We start from the raw sequence: 19,287 nt of genomic DNA on the forward strand, positions 1-19,287 counted from the left end.
ACTGAATTGTTAAATGTGATGGTTTGATGGAAAATTGTGTGATAACTGAGTATTATCTCATTTCCAACTCATGTTCTTCTGATTTTTGTTCAATAACGGCTGCTTCAACATCCTCTCTTGTAGGTCGGTTACCTGTTGTAACCCAAGTTCCACCAACTTTCAAGGTATTATTGACAGAAAGCAACAAAGGCAACATGAATAGAGTTAGGAAAGTAGCCACAAAAATACCATAGGCAATAGAAATGGCCATTGGAATCAAAAATTGTGCTTGACGACTTGTTTCAAAGATAAGCGGAGCTAATCCTGCTATTGTGGTAATAGAAGTTAGTAAAATAGCTCTAAATCGAGATCTGCCTGCTTCATAGAGTGCTTCACCAAAAGGCATACCCTCCTTCAAAAAGCCATTGAATTTGCCAATCAGAACCAAACCATCATTGACCACAATCCCAATCAAAGCAATGATACCTAACATTGAAAGCATATTAATCGGAAAACCATGAATATAGTGTCCCCATGCAACACCAATCAAACTAAAAGGAATCATCGTAAACAGCAGCAAAGGTTGACTATAAGAACGGAATGAAAAAGCAATAATGGCATAAATAAGAAACAAAATACCTGGTAGTACCGATCTCATAGAATTGGTCGTTTTCATCGCATCACGGTTTTGTCCTTCATACAATGCCGTTATATTGGGATGTTGAGACAAGATAGAGGGCATAATATTTACTTTTACAGAATCCAACATCTCAGTAGCACTGTCTTTGAAGTTCTTCAAATTGGCTTCTACTAGAATTTCACGTTTACCATTGAGGTGATTGATAGATACTTCACCTCGTTCGATTTGATAATCTGCAATTTCCGAAAGTGGCACACGGTTTTGTGAAGGTGTGACAATCCACATATTATCCAGATTTTTGATAGAATTTCGTTCTTGTTTGTCATAGCGAACCCATACCCGAATCTCATCTCGACCTCTCTGAAATCTTTGGACAGAACGTCCGAAAAAGCCACTTCTTACTTGCGTCATCACCTCGTTGAGCGACAAACCCAACAAATAAGCATTGTCTTTCAGCGTCAATCGAATTTCTTTGATTCCCATAGGGTCATTGTCCGAAATATCTTTTAGTTGAGGCATCTCAGTCATCTTAGTTTTCAAAACTTCTTTTGCTTGTTTCAATTCCTTGATGTCATTGCTGACCAAAGAAACCGACACTGGTTTGCCCCGAAAGTTGCTACCCGAATTGTATTCCAAATTTTCAACACCATAAATTGGGCCCGCTTCCCTTTCTATTGCACTAGAAATTTCGTCCGACGAAAAATCGCGCGATTCACCAGGTAACAAATTGACGGAAAGAGTGGCATTTGAAGTGCCAGGGCCAATGCGTCGGATGGTGTTTTCGATAACCGATAAGTTACCTGTTTGACGAGCCGTAAAATCTTCGTTGACCTTCCATGCCGCCACTTCAATAATAGAAATCAAAGAATCTGTGATGTGCTCACTCGTACCTTGCGGCATTTGCAGCGTGATAGTTGCCTGATCACTCGCCACAGACGGGAAAAAAGTAAATTTGATAATCCCTCCATTCATTGCACCTAAAGTAATGATAAATAGTGCAATTGGGATGGCAAAACCCAATAATTGATTTTTAAGAAAAAACACAAGTACGGGCGTATAAATATTATTCCGAAGCCAAAGCATGAATCTATCAGCATAGACGTTCAATAAAAAAGGTTTTGTTTCTCTCTGCAATGCACGAGAATGGGCAATGTGGGCAGGCAAAATAATCAAGGCTTCAATGAGTGAAATACCCAAGGTCAATAACACTACAGTGGCTACTTGACTGAAAAAATGTCCAATTCTTCCTTGCACATAAAAGAAGGTAGAAAAAGCGATGATGGTAGTGAGTACTGCCGAAATAATGGGAACAATCACTTCCATCGTTCCGTCAATCGCCGCTTGAATGGGGGTTTTCCCCAGTTCATAGTGGTAGAAAATATTCTCTCCAATCACAATTCCATCATCTACCAATATCCCAATCACGATAATCATTCCGAAAAGCGAAACCACATTGATGGTAATCAGACTTGGAGCAAAAATGAACATTCCCAAAAAAGAGACAGGTAAACCTGCGGCCACCCAAAAAGCAAGCGTAGGTTTCAAAAACAAAGACAACAAAATCAACACCAATAAAATACCAATGCCTCCATTCTCCATCAATAGTTGTGTTCGTTGAGCAATGGTTATAGAAGCATCACGATTCACATTTAGCTGAATATTATTATTCTCTTGATTGAATTTTTCTATGTATTCATTCACTTTGGCTGCTGCAAAAACAAGATCTTCATTGTTTGTGGTAGAAATGCGTACTTGAATAGCTGTATTTCCATTGTGGTACAAACGATCGGGGCTTTCTGACCATTTATCACGAGTTGAAGCGATGTCCTTCAAAAGGATTTTTCTACCTGAAGGGTCAGAACGAACCACAATATAGTCCAGTTCATCACCATAATAAGAGCGGTGATTGGCTCGAATCAAATATTCCTCAGTGTCGGTTTTGATATTTCCACCTGTTGTCAAAATATTGGCATTTGATACTGCTCTCGCCACTTCTTCAAAAGTTAAATCGTATGCACGCAAATCATTCTCTCTCACCGCAATTTCAATTTCCTCTTGCGGAAAACCTGTTACTTCTACCTGCGAAATACCTTCCGTAGCTCTGAGATCTGCTTCAATGGTTCGAGTTATTTGCTTCAATGTTTTGAGTGGAACATTTTCTCCACTAACTGTAAAACTAATAGCTTCGTCCATAGATTCCCGCTTAGCTACTACAATAGGCTCCATGCCTGTTGGAAAATTGGGTACTCTATCTACTGCATTTTTTACATCTGCCAACACAATGTCAATGTCCGCATCCTCAAAGGTTTCGACAGTAATGGTAGCACTGTTCTCAGATGATTTGGATGTCACCCTATCAATTCCCACCAAACCACGCAAGTTGTCCTCAATCTTCAAAACAACCCCTTCCTCAATTTCTTCTGGAGAAGCCCCTGGATAGGCAACTGAAATGGTGATAAGTGTTGAAGGTACTTGTGGAAAAAACGAAGATTTCATTTGGGTAACTCCTCTTAGCCCAAAAAGCGCAATGGCTATCAGCAGCACATTCACTGCCACTGGATATTTAATAAAATAGGCGATTATTTGTTTCATAGTTGGATATTAAAAATACTGGATGTTGAAAGAATAGATTGCTTGGAATGTCTAAAAATTGTATCCTATACCAAGAGAAAATGTTTAGCCGTTTTCTTATTCAAAAATTTTGACCTTCATGCCATCGTATGCGCCTGGCAAAGATTTGGCTAAAACCTGTGTTCCATTCTCCAATCCACGAACAACTACTGTATTTTGTTTGAAAAAGACAGGATTTACTTCATGAATAACCAAGAAACTATCCTTAACTACAAATACTTTATTTTCATCAAACAATAATTTTCGAGAGAGTTCATACGTATTCACCTCCTCTTTTGCAGTCACTTCTGCTTCCAAATACATTCCCTCTTTAAGCCCACTGCCACTTACTTGAATGAAAACAGGAATTGTTTGAGAAGCTTCTTCTACCAAACTATTGATTCTAGCTACCTTTCCCTTCCAAGTTTTGGTTTTTTCTACATTGTGCAAATCAACGGTCTTTCCGATTTTCAATAAATCTGCATAACTCGTATTGATAGCTACCTCCAATTCATACAAATTGGGATTGATTAGTTCTCCTAAATTTTGCCCAGCCCTGACCAATGCGCCGTGACGAACCAAACTTTGAGTGAGAATGCCCGAAAAAGGGGCATGAATGGTGTATTTCGACAGGCGTTCTTCCATATTTTTGATGCTGTAAAAAGTAGGCAGTATGTTTCGACCTGCAATGAAGAGTTTTTCTTTTTCATTGAAGGGCGTAGGTAATTGAGGAACAAATCTGTCAATATTGAAGTCACGAACATAGGCTTCCCAGTTTGGAAAAGATTCGGGGTAGTCCATTCGCAAATCAGGTAAAAGACCAACAATTTGGTTATAAAGAGTGCTTTTTTGAGCCCGCATATTGGCACGATGCTCGTCGGCATTGATTTTTATGAGTAAATCTCCTTTTTTGTAGTATTCGCCAGGAAGAAAATCTCGACCTGTGTCTTCAAAAATACCTTGTACTTCGGCAAATAATTCGATTCTTTCTTTGGCTGCCAAATTACCACTGGTAGTAATGGTGATAGGGGTACTGCCATTTTTTACCGTATCGGTGACGACCATAGCGACCTTTTTTTGAGGTTTGGGCTTTGGAGGGTTTTGCGTGTTGCTTAGTTTTTTGTTCATAAAAACTGCCCCTACGACTAGTAAAATGGCAAGAATGGATGTAATAATTGTGCGTAAATTCATAGGTTAAAAAGTAGTTTGTGCTGCAACTATTTGTATTGTATTTTAATATTTTTTTGTAATTTTTTCATCACTTCAATGACCGTAAGTACCTCCGTCACGGTAATACCCATTTCTAATTCTTCTACAGCCCCTTTCATGGTTTCAAAAGTAGCTTCAAATATTTTATTTCCCTTGGTAGTCAAGAATATCTTATTCACTCTTTTGTCATCCACATCTGGTATTCGTGCCACGTAGTTTTTCTTTTCCATCGTATTGATAAGCCTTGTTAATGAGGCCTTATTGCGTTCGGTAATCAGTGCTAAATCGTTTTGAGCCTGCCCATCTTTTTCATGCAGTCTGCTCAACAAAATCCACTGTTCGGTTGTCAAATCGAAGTTGTGTTTTTTGAAGTGATCTGCCATAAATACCCGCAACATTTTGGCAGTTTTACCGATCCAAGGAAGTAAGGTTGTTTCTAAATTTGGAAGTTGTGACATTGATTTTGATTAGAATAATCGTTACAATGCAAAAGTAGGTAAAAAGTTGTTGGTGCAACTAAATTTTTGGAAAAATTAACACTTCATGAACTTACAAACTAAAACGCCGTAGAAGAGACTATATTTATTTGTCTATCTACGGCGTTTAATATAAAACGGTTTGTATTGAAGTATTTTATGGGACTTCTACCTTGTTCAATATATCGTCAATGATGTTTTCGGAAGTGATGTTTTCGGCTTCCGCTTCGTAGGTAATGCCGATGCGGTGACGCATGACATCGTGACAAATTGCCCGAACGTCTTCTGGAATCACATAACCTCGTCGTTTGATAAACGCATACGCTTTACACGCCAAAGCCAAATTGATGCTTGCACGAGGCGAACCACCGTAGCTAATCAAAGGGGTGAGATGTCCCAAACCATATTTTTCGGGGTTTCGACTCGCAAAAACGATGTCCAAAATATAGCGTTCTATTTTTTCGTCCATATATACCTGACGCACTACCTCTCTGGCTCTCAGCAAAGATTCTTTCCTTAAAATAGGATTTACTTTCCCAAAAGTTTGGTTGATGTTCATCCGCATGATGTGGCGTTCATCTTCAAATTCTGGGTAGCTGATAATGACCTTCAACATAAATCGGTCGAGTTGTGCTTCGGGTAGAGGATATGTACCTTCTTGCTCCAATGGATTTTGAGTGGCCATCACCAAAAAAGGCTCTTCCAAGTCAAAGGTAGTATCACCGATGGTTATTTGACGCTCTTGCATCGCTTGAAGCAAAGCACTTTGTACTTTTCCAGGCGCACGGTTGATTTCATCCGCCAAGATAAAATTGGAGAAAACTGGTCCCTTTTTGACCGTAAACTCGTGTGCCTTTTGATTATAAATCAGTGTACCAATCAAATCGGCAGGCAAGAGGTCGGGGGTAAATTGAATTCGGCTAAAATCGGCTTGTACGGCTTGTGAAAGTGTTTTGATGGCCAGTGTTTTTGCCAGCCCAGGAACACCTTCTAGTAGAATGTGTCCTTTAGAAAGTAATCCTAACAGAAGTCTTTCCAGCATGTATTTCTGTCCGACAATGACTTTGCCCAGTTCTGCGTTGAGTATATCTACAAATGCGCTTTCACGCTCTATGCGCTCGTTTAGTTCGACAATGTCTATCATTGGAGAAATGGAATCGCTCATGGTAGTAAATTTGAAATAATTGATTGTAAAATTGTGGGAACTGTGGAATTGTTGATTACATCCCAATGAAAAATCGGGATTTTGTTATCAATCAACCATTAAGTTAAAGGCTATTGAAAGTAATACCAACCGAAATAGGATAGATTTTCGGCCCCTTGTTTTTTTGAAGTAAGGTAGCCAATGAATATTCTCCAATCAAATTGAAGCTACCATATCCGATTCTTACAGTTCCTGCATATTTCAGTCTATTGAAGTTATAAAGGTCTTTTTGTTTGATAAATATTTCACGAGATGTATTGTCAATGATGTCTGAACCTTTGTATTTGTGCTTGGCTTCCAGTAGATAACCTACACGAACTCCTAAGCCCAACTTCCAAGTTTTATTGCTTTTATTGGGGTTGGTTCTTAGTCTAAGTTCCAATGGAATGACCAGATGGGTAGTGCTAATTTTGTTTTTATTGACAGTAAGGTTTTCAGCAAAGGCGGTCATTGTAGTGCTTACCACATTGTCAAGGGTATCATAACCCAGCCTTACATTACTGAATACATTGGAATTGGTGATGCCCAAACCTGGTGCTACACTGATATTTTTAGAGTTGGCGATGGGAATATCGTAGGTATATAAAAAGTTAATGCCACGGCTATGCCATTTTGTTTCAACAGTGGTGGGTTGCGTGTCCCATATCCAATTACTGTGTACAAATTCAATCGTAATCCTATCTCTTGTTATCGCTTTGGGATTTGGAGTAGGGTCTTCTTCTTGTTGGGCCATCAAAGGCATACTCATCCACACACACACAACGAACCAGAAGATTTTTTTCATTATCAAAATTTTTAATTAAAAAGGTAAGGGCAAAGATATAACACTTAAACTACTTCCTCCAACGTATGTTCACCAAAAATAGCTGCCTTTGCAGAAATTCAGGTTTTAGGGAAGGAGATATAAAAGTGAGTGCCTTTGTTTTCTTCGGATTCCATCCAGATGATGCCGCCATGTTTGATGGCTATTTTTTGACAAAGCGCAAGTCCAATCCCCGTTCCTTCGTAGTCTTGTTGGCGATGTAGGCGGTAAAAAATGTCAAATACTTTTTTCTGAAACTCCTCCGGAATACCAATACCATTATCTGCTACTTTAATGATATATTGTCGAACATCTTCTTGTACTGAAATGATAATGTGAGGTGAAACGTTGTCTTTTTTAAACTTGATGGCATTACTAATCAGGTTTTGAAAAAGCTGCAATAATTGAGAGTAATAACCCTTGATGATAGGTAGTTGGACTACTTCAATATGTGCATTGGTATCTTGTATTTTCAACTGAAAATTATCCAAAACATCTTGAACCACGCTATTGAGGTCAACTAAATCCTCTTGTTGATTGTTATTCAACAGTGTAGCATACTTCAATAGGTCTTCAAGTAGTTTATTCATCCTATTAACACCCGATGAAATAAAGCCCATAAATTCTTTGGTAGAATCGTCAAGGTGCGATTTGAGCCTGTGTTCCAGCAATGTGGTATAACTACCAATCATTCTAAGCGGCTCTTTCAAATCGTGAGAAGCTGCGTAGGTAAATTGCTGCAATTCTTGATTGGCTTGTTTCAACAACTCGTTTTGAACTTCAATTTTTTTCCGTTTTTCGAGCAGCAATGCTTGGTATTGGTTTTCTTTGGTGAGAATTTCTATTTCTATTTCTTTTTTCTCAGTCTCATACGCTATTTGCATATCAATGATTTGATAATACTTTTGTTCGTCCAGCAATTCTTGCTTCAGTTCTACATATTTGTTTCTGAATGCCAATGCAGTTTCAAAACTTTTCAATTCTGCATAGGCATTGGACAACACATCAAAAACTTGTGAAAGGTGGTGTTTATCTTTTCGGCTCAAACACAGTTTTTGACCTTCTTCACCGTATTTGATGCATTTTTCAAAATCTTGTTTTGCCAAGAATATTTCGGCCAAGTTGATTAAGTGAGCATGATAATCAGCCGTTTCATGACTCATTTTATCGAAGTATTGTTGCGCTTGAAGTGCTAAAGCGTATGCTTCATCATGATTGCCCTTTGAGTTGTAGAGTTGACTTTTATTGACAAGAGAAGTCGCAATCCTTTCATTGAAGTTGATGCGGGTTGACAATTCCAAACAAAGAGTATAATAGGTATCTGCAAGTTCTAATTCCCCACGACCAAAATAGAGATCACCCAAATTAATTAACAATGCAGTTTCATCTCTTTTGTCAATGGCATCAATGTAATTGTTGTATACAATTTCGTAGTGTTTAAGTGCCTCTTCGTTATTAGAGAGAAGTGTATAAAGCGTTCCTATATTTCCATGACACTTGGCAATGTTGCTTCTATATTGAATGGCTTCACTTTTCTTCAAGGCATCCATTAGGTGTGTCATACAATTCTTGTAGTCGCCCGTACTTCCGTAAGCTACCGAAAGATTGATTAGTGCCACCATTTCAGTTTCCTTGTCTTGTAGCGACTGAGCCAATACGAGCAATTGTTTGGCATATTCAAAAATATCGTGGTATTGAAGGGTAGCAATATATAGAGAAGAAATAGAGTGCAATGAACGCATCAACAGCACTTTATCATCATTTTCATTGGAGTAATGATAACATTCAAAGGCATAATCTAATGCAGTGCTAAAATTGTTTTGTAAGCCATACAAACCCACAAAAATCATATAGGCATTGTATTTCCCTTTTGTATAATCATTTTCTTCACACAGTTTTAAGCTTTTTTCTACAAAATCATAGGCTTTGCTAATATCTTGATTATTAAGATATGCATGGGCCATAGAATTGTAAATATCTGCTTGGGCAAAGGGTGAATCTAAATAGGGAATTAGTTCGTATGCTTTGTTTGCATACTCCAATGCTTTTTCAATTTGCACATGATTACCGCTATAAAGTCCTTTCCTTTGCGAAATTTTGACCATCAAAATATAGGCTTGAGCAAGTTCTTCATGGTTTTCTACAGCTTTGGCATTTTCTAAAGCGAGTTCCCCAAGTTCGAGTGCTTTTGATAAATCACACTGCTTCAAAGCCGTTGTTATTTTTTGAAAAAGAGTGTGTTTAGATGGTGTCATTTTTCATTGAAATGTGCTGTTGGCAAAATATATAAATATTTAAGTTATGGGTGAAGTGAGCTAAATGCCAAGAAGTAAACGTCAATATAAGGACTTATATTGATACAAAGTTTATTTGAATCGAATAAAAAAGTAAAAATAACACTTCTAAATCTATTAGGCATACTGTTTATTTCAACAATTTGTATGCCTAAAAAGGATAGATGACAAAAAAGTCATAGTACTTTCAAAAGAATATGGAGAAAAGACGCAACTTATTCACGGTTCTAATAGTTTGTAATAATGTTTTTTGAAAGAAAACGGTTTTGTCATCTATGAAAAAAATTATCATACTACTTATTATTTTAATGCCAATCATCCTATTTTTGGATGCTTGTCGAACAGACGATGATCTTCCTGAACCTCCTGAAATTGATGTGATTAATTGGGATACTATTGATTATAATCCTACTTTGAGAGTAATTGAAGTACATGAACTGGTACCTCCATTTCCTTCAAATCCTAATAATCTCCTGACCGAACAAGGGGTAGAGTTGGGGCGAATGTTATTTTATGATCCTATTCTATCGGGGGATAGCACTCAATCCTGTGCAAGTTGCCACAATCAGCAGTTTGGTTTCACTGACAACGGAAGTGCTTTCAGTGTTGGTATTGACGGTATTGCAGGGAATCGTAATTCAATGGCTATCATTAATTTGGCATGGAAAGACCGCTTTTTTTGGGCGGGACGAGCAGCAAGTTTAGAAGAACAAGCACTTGAGCCTGTTCCGAATCCTATCGAAATGCACTTAGAATGGGGTAAAGCGGTAGAAAGATTGATGCAGCAGACAGATTATCGAGTTGCCTTTTACAAAGCTTTTGGTATCAAAATCATTCAGAAAGAAGATGTTGCCAATGCACTTGCCCAATTTGAACGCACCTTAATAAGCATAAACTCTCCTTATGATCAGTATTATCTTGGACTAAATGATGACCTTTCAGAGGATGCGATTGAAGGGAAAGCAATTTTTTTCAGTGAAAAAGGAGATTGTTTTCATTGTCACGGGAATGATGTCAACAATTTATTCGCAGATAATTTGTTTGCCAATGATGGACTAAATTCTTCAGAAGAATATTTGTCATTAGAAGATAAAGGACTGGGTTCTATTACCAACAATGTGATAGACAATGGTATGTTTCGTGTGCCAACACTGAGAAATATTGATCTTACAGCACCTTATATGCACGATGGACGTTTTCAAACATTGGAAGAAGTGGTAGAACATTACAATTCAGGTATGAAATATTCGCCTAACCTTGATCCTAATTTTGCGGTTCGCTTCAAAAATGGAGTATATCAAGGATTGGGTTTGACCGAAAAACAAAAAAGGCAATTGGTCGTCTTTTTGGAATCTTTAACCGACACCACATTTATCAATAACCCAGCCTTTTCAAATCCGTTCAAATAGAAGTAAATGAGAGGTTTATTGTTTACTAAGGAACAGAAAAAAAATCTTGTATTTTCTTCTTTGATACAGCAAATTAAACGCTTTTCATCTCGTTTTTTACTGCAAAATTTACCTCGAAAAACGTCATTTATTAGTTATACCATAAAAACTACTTCAAATTCGTTATTTTTGCAGCCAAATTTTTACAAACAAATATTACGATAAAATGAATATTAAGTGCATAGTGTTTTGGTGCCTCACGGTTGCGACACAATTCTCCTTTGTCAACGTGTATGCCAATCAACAAGGAGACGATCCGATTTTATTTTCATTTGGCGATGAATCGGTCACTTTGTCTGAATTTATTTATGTATATGAGAAACATAACTCACAGGATAAGAATCAATACAGTCCTGAATCAGTAGATGAATATTTGAGACTATATACCAACTTCAAATTGAAAGTAAAAGAGGCAGAAAATTTGGGAATTGATACACTTCCACACATTGCACCTCAACTGGAACAATACTACAAGCAATTAGCACAGAGCTACTTGTATGACAAGGAGGTAAGTGCTAATTTAATAAGAGAAGCTTACTCTCGAATGACCAAAGAAGTGAAGACCAGTCATATTTTGATAAGAATCGGAGAAGATGCTTCTCCGCAAGATACTACTGTGGCTTACAACAAATTGGCAGGTATTCGCAAACAAATACTGGGAGGAGAGAGTTTTGAAAAGATGGCAAAGATGTATTCACAAGATCCTTCTGTGAAAGATAATGATGGGATGCTTGGATATATTACTGCCTTTCAAACAGTTTATCCATTTGAATCGGCTGCCTATGAAACTCCAAAAGGGCAAATTTCGAATATTATTCGCACCAAATTTGGCTACCATATAGTAAAGGTTCACGATATAAGAGCTGCAAAAGGTAGGGTTTTGACTGCACATATTTTGGTAAAATCGAAAGATTCGGATACGGAAGAGGCAAAGACTGCTGCAAAGGAAAAAATAAACCAATTGTATGACCAAATCAAAAACGGAGGTGATTTTGCAGAAAGAGCTAAATTACAATCTGATGATAAACAGACTTCTAATAAAGGAGGCGAACTTCCATGGTTTGGAAGCGGACGTATGTTGCCAGAGTTTGAGGAGGCAGCATTTGGCTTAAAGCAAGTAGGAGATGTCTCCAAACCTATTCAAACACGCTTGGGTTGGCACATCGTAAAATTATTGGAGAAAGAAGAAGTGGGTAGTTTTGAAGAGGAAGAAGCGGAAATCAAAAAGAAAATCAAACGAGATAGCCGTTCCAAAGTATCGAAAGAAGTCTTTTTGAAAAGATTGAAAAACGATTACAAATTCAAAGAGAATCCAAACAAATTAGATCCTTTCAAAGATCCAAAACAGGAAGATGTGGTGAGAGGGAGATGGCAGATGAGTCAGGCAGAAAATTTGTCGGATGTGATGTTCTCTCTTGAAGTTCCAAATATGGGGAAAACCCAATATACCCAGCAACATTTTGCACGATTTATCCAAAATAACCAATTGAAAGCTCGAAGTAAAACTCAAGAATCAACTATAAATTTACTGTACGACATGTTCGTTGAGCAGAGTTTGATGGAAGTGGAGGAAAGCCGATTGAGTGAAAAATATCCCGAATTTAAGCAGTTGTTGAAAGAATTTAGAGATGGTACTTTGTTGTTTGAATTGACCGAACAAAAAGTATGGAACAAGGCATTGGAGGATACAACAGGGCTAAATAAATTCTATGAAGCGAATAAACAAAATTACCAATGGCCCCCACGAGTAGATGCGGCTGTTATCACCATTCAAGACCCTTCACTTGCCAAAAAAGTCTATAAGTTATTGAAAAAATCACCGACTAACTACGATGCTTTGGAGGCTAACTTTAATAAAGAAGGAGCAGAAAAAGTTGTGACAGTAAAGAAAGGTAAATATGAAACTGGGCAAAATGAATTGGTTGATAATATGCCTCAACAGGTAGGGATATCTATTCCAATTAACAACCAAGATGGTAGCCTTACTTACGTCAAAATCAATGAGATGCTTCCTGCAATGACCAAAGAATTACGAGAAGCAAGGGGATACATAATTGCAGATTACCAATCCGAACTTGAAAAAGAATGGGTGGAAGAACTGCGCCAAAAATATCCTATAAAAGTAAATGAAGAGGTGTTGAAAAGCATCTATAAGTAGCTTTTTGTCGTTTTAGTTTTTATCTTATTCAATGGGTGATAAATCGAGTCTTTGTAGATGATTTCCAGACTTATTGCTGTGTTTTCAATTGTCTTTCTGTTTTGTTGTATGGCATTTTTGTCGGCTTGTAGCTTGTTTGGTAGCAGTGATGCGAGCAATGAAAATGAACCAATAGCAAGAGTATTCAATCAATTTCTCTATCGTTCAGACTTAGAGAAGATGTTGGGTGATAATTATACATCAGAAGATAGTGTCAATCTCAGCAATTATTATATGTATGATTGGATACATCACAATCTTCTCTTGAAAAAGGCGGAACTAGAACTCCCCAATAGCAAGGACGAAATAGAGCAAAAAATAGCAGATTATCGCGCTTCTTTGTTACTGTTTTTGTACGAACAAAATTTGCTTCAAAAGAATATGGATACAGTGATTACTGAATCTGATATTAGCAACTATTATCAAGAACATCAAGAAAGTTTTTTGCTTCGTGATCCTATATTGAAGGTTCAATTTGTCATTCTCAAAAAAGAATCGCCTCAGTTGGATTCTGTACGATATTGGCTAAAGAGTGGAAGTGAAATGGCTATGAAATCACTGCAAACGTATTGTTTTCAGTATGCTATCAATTTTTCACTGAGTCCTACTTGGCATACTTTGGAGCAGTTTAGCCAAGAAATTCCTATTTCAGAAGAAGAAGTAGATGAATTATTATCAGATGCTTCTTTGTTTGAGACTAGAGATGCAGTAAATATTTATTTCGTCAAGATTGAAGATTATGGACTGCAAGGAAAACTTGCTCCTTTGGATTACAAGAAGGGAGAGATTACCAAAATGATGGTGAATAAACGGCGCATTGAACACATCAAAGAGATGAAGGATGAGATTTATAAAGATGCCCTTGAGAAGAATCAATATGAAGTGTTCGATTGATTAAATAAAACTTAAAGTATCAATAATAACAATATGAGCGTAAATAATTGGATAATCTTTTTTGTCTTTTCACTGTTTTTGAGCTCTGCCTTTGTGCAGGCGCAAGAAAAAATCTTAGTAGATGAAATTATTGCAGTGGTAGGGGATAAAATTGTATTGAAGTCAAATATAGAAGAACAGTATTGGGCAGCAATCAATCAAGGCATGGAAGATGACGGGCTACGTTGCCAAATTCTGGACCAACTGCTTTTGGAGAAAATGTTTGTCACTCACGCTGAAATAGACAGTTTGGAGGTTTCAGAGGAAGAAGTAGAGTCTGAAATTGATAGAAGGATGGATTATTTCTTGGGACTTTTTGGTGGTGATGAGCAAAAGTTTGAAGATTATTATGATAAGACGGTTTTGCAGATGAAGGAGGAGTTTCGTGACGATGTGAAGGATTTGTTGTTGGCACAACGCATGCAAGGAAAAGTGTTGAGTGATATCAAAGTGACTCCTAAGGAGGTAAAAACTTTTTTCAATCAGATTCCAAGAGACAGTTTGCCTTACTTCAATGCTGAAATAGAAATGGGGCACCTGGTGATTAAACCCGAATTGACAAAAACTGAAAAAGAAGGAACAATTGCGAGGTTGGCTGAGATAAAAAAGCAAATTGAGGAAGGAGCAGATTTTGGAGACATGGCTAAAAAGTTTTCGGAAGGGCCTAGTGGGCCACAAGGAGGTGATTTAGGTTTTATCGGGCGAGGACAGATGGTGCCAGAATTTGAAGGGGCGGCATTTCGACTTCGAAATCCTGGCGATATTTCGGGAACGGTGGAAACAAAGTTTGGCTTTCACATCGTTCAATTGCTTGAAAGACGAGGGGATAAAATCCATGTTCGCCATATTTTGTTGCGACCAAAAATTTCCTATCAGCAATTAGAGGACGCTCAAACACAATTGGATAGTATTCGCACATTGATTATGGAGGATGATTCACTGACTTTTCAAAAGGCAGTAGAAAAATTCTCGGATGATGAGGCTACTAAAAAAACAGGGGGGTTGATTGTGAGTGAGCAATCTGGATCAAGTGTATATGATATGAATCAATTGGATCCAAATGACTTTTTTGCAATTGAAGAACTGAAAGAAGGGGAAATTTCGGAGCCTATCAAATATCAGACAAAAGAAGGTGATGATGCTTACCGTATTTTGTATCTATATAGTCGAACAAGTCCGCATGTCGCAAACCTGAAAGATGATTACAGCAAAGTACAGAAAATTGTAAAAAGCAATAAGCAAAACGAAACTTTGATAAATTGGTTGGATCGTAAAGTCAAACGCACCTATATTTTTGTGAATGAAGAATACAAAGATTGCACGATGATGGAGAAGTGGATTAACTAAGTTTTGAATGGTTAAAAAAAGGTAAATTATGGATTAGGGTGAGAGCCGTATTACCAAAATGCAATCCCCTATCAATATTGTTTGTATATTCGCATCCGTTTTTATTGAAAAAACGAGTTTTAAACCTAATTCCAAGCATAATCAGTGTAGATTGAAGCCCAAACGATTTGTTCTTAGATTTTTTCTGCTTCAATTATACATTTTCAATTTTGATTTTATTAAGTATGGCAACATATAAATCTGATGTAGAAGCGGTAGATGCTTTAGCCGCAACGTATAGAAATTTAAGAAGTGAGATAGGTAAAATTATTGTAGGTCAAGACGATGTAGTGAAGAAAGTATTGATTTGTATCTTTTGTGATGGGCATAGTTTATTGGTCGGTGTACCTGGATTGGCGAAAACCCTTTTGGTACAAACCATTGCTAATGTGCTCGACTTGTCCTTCAAACGCATACAGTTTACACCCGATTTGATGCCATCAGATATTACAGGAGCGGAAATATTGGACGACAACCGAAAGTTTCGATTCAGTAGAGGCCCCCTTTTCGCCAATATCGTATTGGCAGATGAAATCAACCGTACGCCTCCTAAAACACAAGCTGCTCTGCTTGAGGCGATGCAAGAACGTTCTGTGACGGCGGCAGGTATTGCCCATAAACTTGAACTTCCTTTCTTCGTTTTGGCTACTCAAAACCCTATCGAACAAGAAGGTACTTATCCTCTACCAGAAGCGCAATTGGACCGTTTTATGTTCAATATCAAGTTGGATTACCCGAGTTTTGCGGAGGAAGTAGATGTGGTAAAAAGGACTACTACAAACCAAATAACAGATTTAAAGAAAATTGTTTCGGGAGACGAAATTCGTTTTTTCCAACAATTGATTCGTAAAATTCCTATTGCAGACAATGTATTGGAATATGCTGTTAGATTGGCAAGTAAAACTCGCCCAAATACCAAAGATGCCTCTCCTTCTGCAAACAATTATTTGTCTTGGGGAGCTGGCCCAAGAGCTTCTCAATACTTGGTAGTTGGAGCTAAATGTCATGCTGCTATCAATGGTAAATACTCTCCTGATATTGAAGATGTTCAAGCCGTGGCAGAAGCGATTCTTCGTCATCGTATTGTGAAAAACTACAAAGCCGAAGCTGAAGGCATTTCTATCGAAAGTATTATTGAAGGACTGTTATAGAGAATCTTATTTCTTAGAATAAGTTTTTTTACGCAGTTAAATGTCTTAGTTGTTCTTAGTTACATCTTTGTAATTTTCTACTTTTTACTGCTTCAAAATTGGCATATAGGCTATTCGCTTTTATCGTCATTAAAATGCCATATTACAAAACGAAATTAAAAAAATGCTTTTTTAGCAAATTGGTTTTTAGGATATTAGAAATAAATATACTGTTATGAAGATGAAGACTTATTGAAAATTTTGAAGAAAGATGTAACTTACATGCGATACTACTTTTAGTATATTTCTTAACTATTGGTTCATTAAAATTTTTATAGCATGGCTAAAAATAGTTTACACGTTTCTAGTGCAAAGTATATTGATAATTACGTTTTAGAGATTGAATTTAGTGATGGAACTACACAAGTTGTAAATTTTGAACAATTTCTTAAAATTTCCTCACATCACAATACCCGATATTACTTGAATAAGGATGTTTTTCAAGAATTTATGGTAGAAGATGGTCAGCTTCATTGGGGTAATCATGACTTGGAGTTTGATGTAGAAAAACTACATCGCAATGAATTATTACCTCCTTCATTACCTTTCAAATCGGTAAAAAAGGCGAGTAAAATTTTAAGAGCAGTTAACCACAAGGTTCGCCGTCGAATTATCGAATTGCTGGAAGAAAACACTAGAATGACCGTTACCGAGATTTTTATCAAGTTGCGTATAGAGCAATCTGCTGCTTCTCAGCATCTTGCTATATTGAGGAATGAAGATATTGTTTTTACAAAGCGAGATGGTAAATACATTCATTATTCGTTGAATTATGAGCGTATTGATGAAGTGATGCGTTTTGTTAAAAGCTTGACAGGGAAACGATAATGTTGTATTTAACTCCTCAAATTTAGTTTTTTTTATTTATTGAAAATCATGTTAGAACAGGCAAGACAACTCATTGAAGAAGCATGGAATGACCGAACATTGTTGCAGCAACCTGCAACAAAATTGGCTATAGAAACAGTTATTGAAGCGTTGGACAAGGGAAAAATTAGAGTCGCTTTTCCTTCAGATGATGGAGATTGGATGGTAAATGAATGGGTAAAAAAAGCAGTTATTCTTTATTTTCCTATTTGTCAGATGGAAACCATTGAAATAGGGCCATTTGAATTTCATGATAAAATCCCTTTAAAGAAAAATTTTAAAAGCCTAAATGTGCGGGTAGTACCGCACGCCCTTGCCCGTTTTGGAGCTTATTTATCTCCTGGAGTTATTATGATGCCTTCTTATGTCAATATTGGGGCATATGTTGGTAGTGGTACGATGGTTGATACATGGGCAACAGTCGGTTCTTGCGCTCAAATAGGTGAAAACGTGCATCTTAGTGGAGGTGTTGGAATTGGTGGTGTGTTGGAACCTGTTCAGGCAAGTCCAGTCATTATTGAAGACAACTGCTTTATTGGTTCTCGTTGTATAGTGGTAGAAGGTGTACGGATAGAAACAGAAGCTGTATTAGGTGCTAATGTGGTCATCACACAATCTACAAAAATCATCGATGTGAGTGGCGAAGAGCCTATCTATTACCAAGGAAGGGTGCCTGCAAGATCGGTAGTTATTCCTGGCAGTTATACAAAAAAATTCCCTGCTGGCGAATACCAAGTTTCCTGTGCTTTGATTATTGGAAAGCGCAAAGAATCAACCGATAAAAAGGTATCTTTGAATCATGCACTACGTGATTATGATGTGGCTGTTTAGAAAAATAAAGCAGTCAATAACGAGTCAGAATGAATATGATTTTAAATAGAAAGCCCGTTGGTCCTCATCACTAACGGGCTTTTTTTAATTTTTGCAAATGGTAAAACGCCCTATATTCATAGCTATTTTGTGTTTTTTTACTGCAATATCAGGACAAGCTCAGCCGAGTCAAGCATTGAAGGGTTTGGTTAAGCAGATTGTAGATGCTTATTCGGAAGAAGAAAACATGCAGCAACTGCAAGTAGGTATTGTAGAAGGTGGTTATACTTATTACTATCAATTTGAAGGTGCAGATAAAATAGAAAAGACAAAAACTGACAGCACGCTACTTTTTGGTATTGGCTCTGTTACCAAAACCTTCACAGCGGCACTGCTTGCAGCAATGGTAGCAGAGGGAGTCGTAAAGTTGGAAAATTCAATTGCTCTTTATTTACCCGATTCTGTAGTTTCTGCAAATTCCATTTTGAAAAATATTACCTTAGAACAGCTTGCTACCCATACTTCGGGTTTCCCTAAAATGCCTCGCAATCTTCCCTTCAAAATGAAGAATAAAGAAGATCCTCTTGCTGACTACCAACTTAGAGATGCATATCAATTTTTGATGGATTTCACCCCTGCTATAGATAGAAAACACATACAGGCTCTTAGAAAAAATGAAAAAGTGTTTTTGTATTCTCATTTTGGGATAGGTTTACTCGGACATTTGTTGGAAACGGCTGGCAGAAAATCTTATACCAAGTTACTTCAACAATATGTTTTGAAGCCATTGAACTTGAAGGATACAAAGTTGGTGGAAAATCTTCTGCCAAATGAAGGGGCACAAGGGCATGATTTTTCGGGGAATGTTGAACTTCCATTGAAGTATGCCTCCTTGTATGCCAGTGAAGGACTATATAGTTGTCTTCGTGATTTACTTCAATACACAAAAGCGTGTATGAGTCAAGATGTTGGTTATTCTTTTTTAAAAGAATGTTTTGAGATAAAGAATGATACAGATTTGAAAAAAAATCACGTAGGTTTAGGATGGTTCATTATTGAAAGAGGAAATCAAAAAAAATATCCCTTCATTTATACGCATAGCGGCAAAACAGGAGGATTCAGTACCTATGTAGCCTTTATTGAAAAAACGCAAACGGCAGTAGTTGTGTTGTCTAACTACAATAGGAGAGTAGATGATATTGGCATTGCCATATTAGAGTTGATTAACCGATGATGATTTGG

General features: G+C 37.2%; 14 protein-coding genes. 8 read left to right on the plus strand and 6 right to left on the minus strand.

Going from position 1 to position 19,287, the window contains the following annotated elements:
• Positions 1-52: 52 nt before the first annotated feature.
• The 6 genes from R3E32_01955 to R3E32_01980 all read right to left on the minus strand — a co-directional run bounded on the left by R3E32_01955 (position 53) and on the right by R3E32_01980 (position 9,175).
• The gene (locus R3E32_01955) at positions 53-3,211 is read right to left on the minus strand and encodes an efflux RND transporter permease subunit (GenBank protein ID MEZ4883472.1); all 3,159 of its coding nucleotides are present in this window, start codon (positions 3,209-3,211) and stop codon (positions 53-55) included.
• A gap of 96 nt (positions 3,212-3,307) precedes the next feature.
• The gene (locus R3E32_01960; protein MEZ4883473.1) at positions 3,308-4,420 is read right to left on the minus strand and encodes an HlyD family efflux transporter periplasmic adaptor subunit; all 1,113 of its coding nucleotides are present in this window, start codon (positions 4,418-4,420) and stop codon (positions 3,308-3,310) included.
• Between the two features lie 26 nt (positions 4,421-4,446).
• A complete protein-coding gene (locus tag R3E32_01965) occupies positions 4,447-4,896 on the minus strand; it encodes a MarR family transcriptional regulator (protein MEZ4883474.1) in 450 nt (149 codons plus the stop codon).
• A gap of 175 nt (positions 4,897-5,071) precedes the next feature.
• A complete protein-coding gene (locus R3E32_01970) occupies positions 5,072-6,079 on the minus strand; it encodes an AAA family ATPase (GenBank protein ID MEZ4883475.1) in 1,008 nt (335 codons plus the stop codon).
• A gap of 103 nt (positions 6,080-6,182) precedes the next feature.
• The gene (locus tag R3E32_01975; protein ID MEZ4883476.1) at positions 6,183-6,902 is read right to left on the minus strand and encodes an outer membrane beta-barrel protein; all 720 of its coding nucleotides are present in this window, start codon (positions 6,900-6,902) and stop codon (positions 6,183-6,185) included.
• Between the two features lie 98 nt (positions 6,903-7,000).
• Positions 7,001-9,175 carry an ATP-binding protein gene (locus R3E32_01980; GenBank protein ID MEZ4883477.1) on the minus strand — a complete coding sequence of 725 codons (2,175 nt, stop codon included), beginning with the start codon at positions 9,173-9,175 and terminating at the stop codon, positions 7,001-7,003.
• 314 nt (positions 9,176-9,489) lie between these two features.
• Between R3E32_01980 and R3E32_01985 the strand changes: the two genes are divergently transcribed.
• From R3E32_01985 to R3E32_02020, 8 genes are all read left to right on the plus strand, one after another.
• Positions 9,490-10,623 carry a cytochrome c peroxidase gene (locus R3E32_01985; protein ID MEZ4883478.1) on the plus strand — a complete coding sequence of 378 codons (1,134 nt, stop codon included), beginning with the start codon at positions 9,490-9,492 and terminating at the stop codon, positions 10,621-10,623.
• A 205-nt stretch (positions 10,624-10,828) separates the two neighbouring features.
• Positions 10,829-12,820 (plus strand): peptidylprolyl isomerase, encoded by a 1,992-nt coding sequence (locus R3E32_01990; protein ID MEZ4883479.1) that lies wholly within the window; start codon positions 10,829-10,831, stop codon positions 12,818-12,820.
• A 57-nt stretch (positions 12,821-12,877) separates the two neighbouring features.
• Positions 12,878-13,753 carry a peptidylprolyl isomerase gene (locus R3E32_01995; GenBank protein MEZ4883480.1) on the plus strand — a complete coding sequence of 292 codons (876 nt, stop codon included), beginning with the start codon at positions 12,878-12,880 and terminating at the stop codon, positions 13,751-13,753.
• Positions 13,754-13,786: 33 nt separating this feature from the next.
• Entirely contained in the window at positions 13,787-15,139 is a 1,353-nt protein-coding gene (locus R3E32_02000; protein MEZ4883481.1) for a peptidylprolyl isomerase, read from the plus strand.
• A gap of 224 nt (positions 15,140-15,363) precedes the next feature.
• The gene (locus R3E32_02005; GenBank protein MEZ4883482.1) at positions 15,364-16,329 is read left to right on the plus strand and encodes an AAA family ATPase; all 966 of its coding nucleotides are present in this window, start codon (positions 15,364-15,366) and stop codon (positions 16,327-16,329) included.
• Between the two features lie 318 nt (positions 16,330-16,647).
• A complete protein-coding gene (locus tag R3E32_02010; GenBank protein MEZ4883483.1) occupies positions 16,648-17,196 on the plus strand; it encodes a metalloregulator ArsR/SmtB family transcription factor in 549 nt (182 codons plus the stop codon).
• Positions 17,197-17,244: 48 nt separating this feature from the next.
• On the plus strand, positions 17,245-18,066 hold the full coding sequence (locus tag R3E32_02015; protein ID MEZ4883484.1) for a 2,3,4,5-tetrahydropyridine-2,6-dicarboxylate N-succinyltransferase: 822 nt from the start codon (positions 17,245-17,247) through the stop codon (positions 18,064-18,066).
• 97 nt (positions 18,067-18,163) lie between these two features.
• A complete protein-coding gene (locus tag R3E32_02020; GenBank protein ID MEZ4883485.1) occupies positions 18,164-19,279 on the plus strand; it encodes a serine hydrolase domain-containing protein in 1,116 nt (371 codons plus the stop codon).
• Positions 19,280-19,287 lie beyond the last annotated feature (8 nt).

The organism is Chitinophagales bacterium, assembly GCA_041392475.1.
Taxonomy (GTDB): Bacteria; Bacteroidota; Bacteroidia; order Chitinophagales; family UBA2359; genus JAUHXA01.

Coding starts and splice junctions, on each gene's coding strand:
- R3E32_01995 (MEZ4883480.1), top strand. CDS start 12,878: ATGATTTCCAGACTTATTGCTGTGTTTTCAATTGTCTTTCTGTTTTGT.
- R3E32_02005 (MEZ4883482.1), top strand. CDS start 15,364: ATGGCAACATATAAATCTGATGTAGAAGCGGTAGATGCTTTAGCCGCA.
- R3E32_01960 (MEZ4883473.1), bottom strand. CDS start 4,420: ATGAATTTACGCACAATTATTACATCCATTCTTGCCATTTTACTAGTC.
- R3E32_01955 (MEZ4883472.1), bottom strand. CDS start 3,211: ATGAAACAAATAATCGCCTATTTTATTAAATATCCAGTGGCAGTGAAT.
- R3E32_02015 (MEZ4883484.1), top strand. CDS start 17,245: ATGTTAGAACAGGCAAGACAACTCATTGAAGAAGCATGGAATGACCGA.
- R3E32_02010 (MEZ4883483.1), top strand. CDS start 16,648: ATGGCTAAAAATAGTTTACACGTTTCTAGTGCAAAGTATATTGATAAT.
- R3E32_01975 (MEZ4883476.1), bottom strand. CDS start 6,902: ATGAAAAAAATCTTCTGGTTCGTTGTGTGTGTGTGGATGAGTATGCCT.
- R3E32_01985 (MEZ4883478.1), top strand. CDS start 9,490: ATGAAAAAAATTATCATACTACTTATTATTTTAATGCCAATCATCCTA.
- R3E32_01970 (MEZ4883475.1), bottom strand. CDS start 6,079: ATGAGCGATTCCATTTCTCCAATGATAGACATTGTCGAACTAAACGAG.
- R3E32_02000 (MEZ4883481.1), top strand. CDS start 13,787: ATGAGCGTAAATAATTGGATAATCTTTTTTGTCTTTTCACTGTTTTTG.
- R3E32_01965 (MEZ4883474.1), bottom strand. CDS start 4,896: ATGTCACAACTTCCAAATTTAGAAACAACCTTACTTCCTTGGATCGGT.
- R3E32_01990 (MEZ4883479.1), top strand. CDS start 10,829: ATGAATATTAAGTGCATAGTGTTTTGGTGCCTCACGGTTGCGACACAA.
- R3E32_01980 (MEZ4883477.1), bottom strand. CDS start 9,175: ATGACACCATCTAAACACACTCTTTTTCAAAAAATAACAACGGCTTTG.
- R3E32_02020 (MEZ4883485.1), top strand. CDS start 18,164: ATGGTAAAACGCCCTATATTCATAGCTATTTTGTGTTTTTTTACTGCA.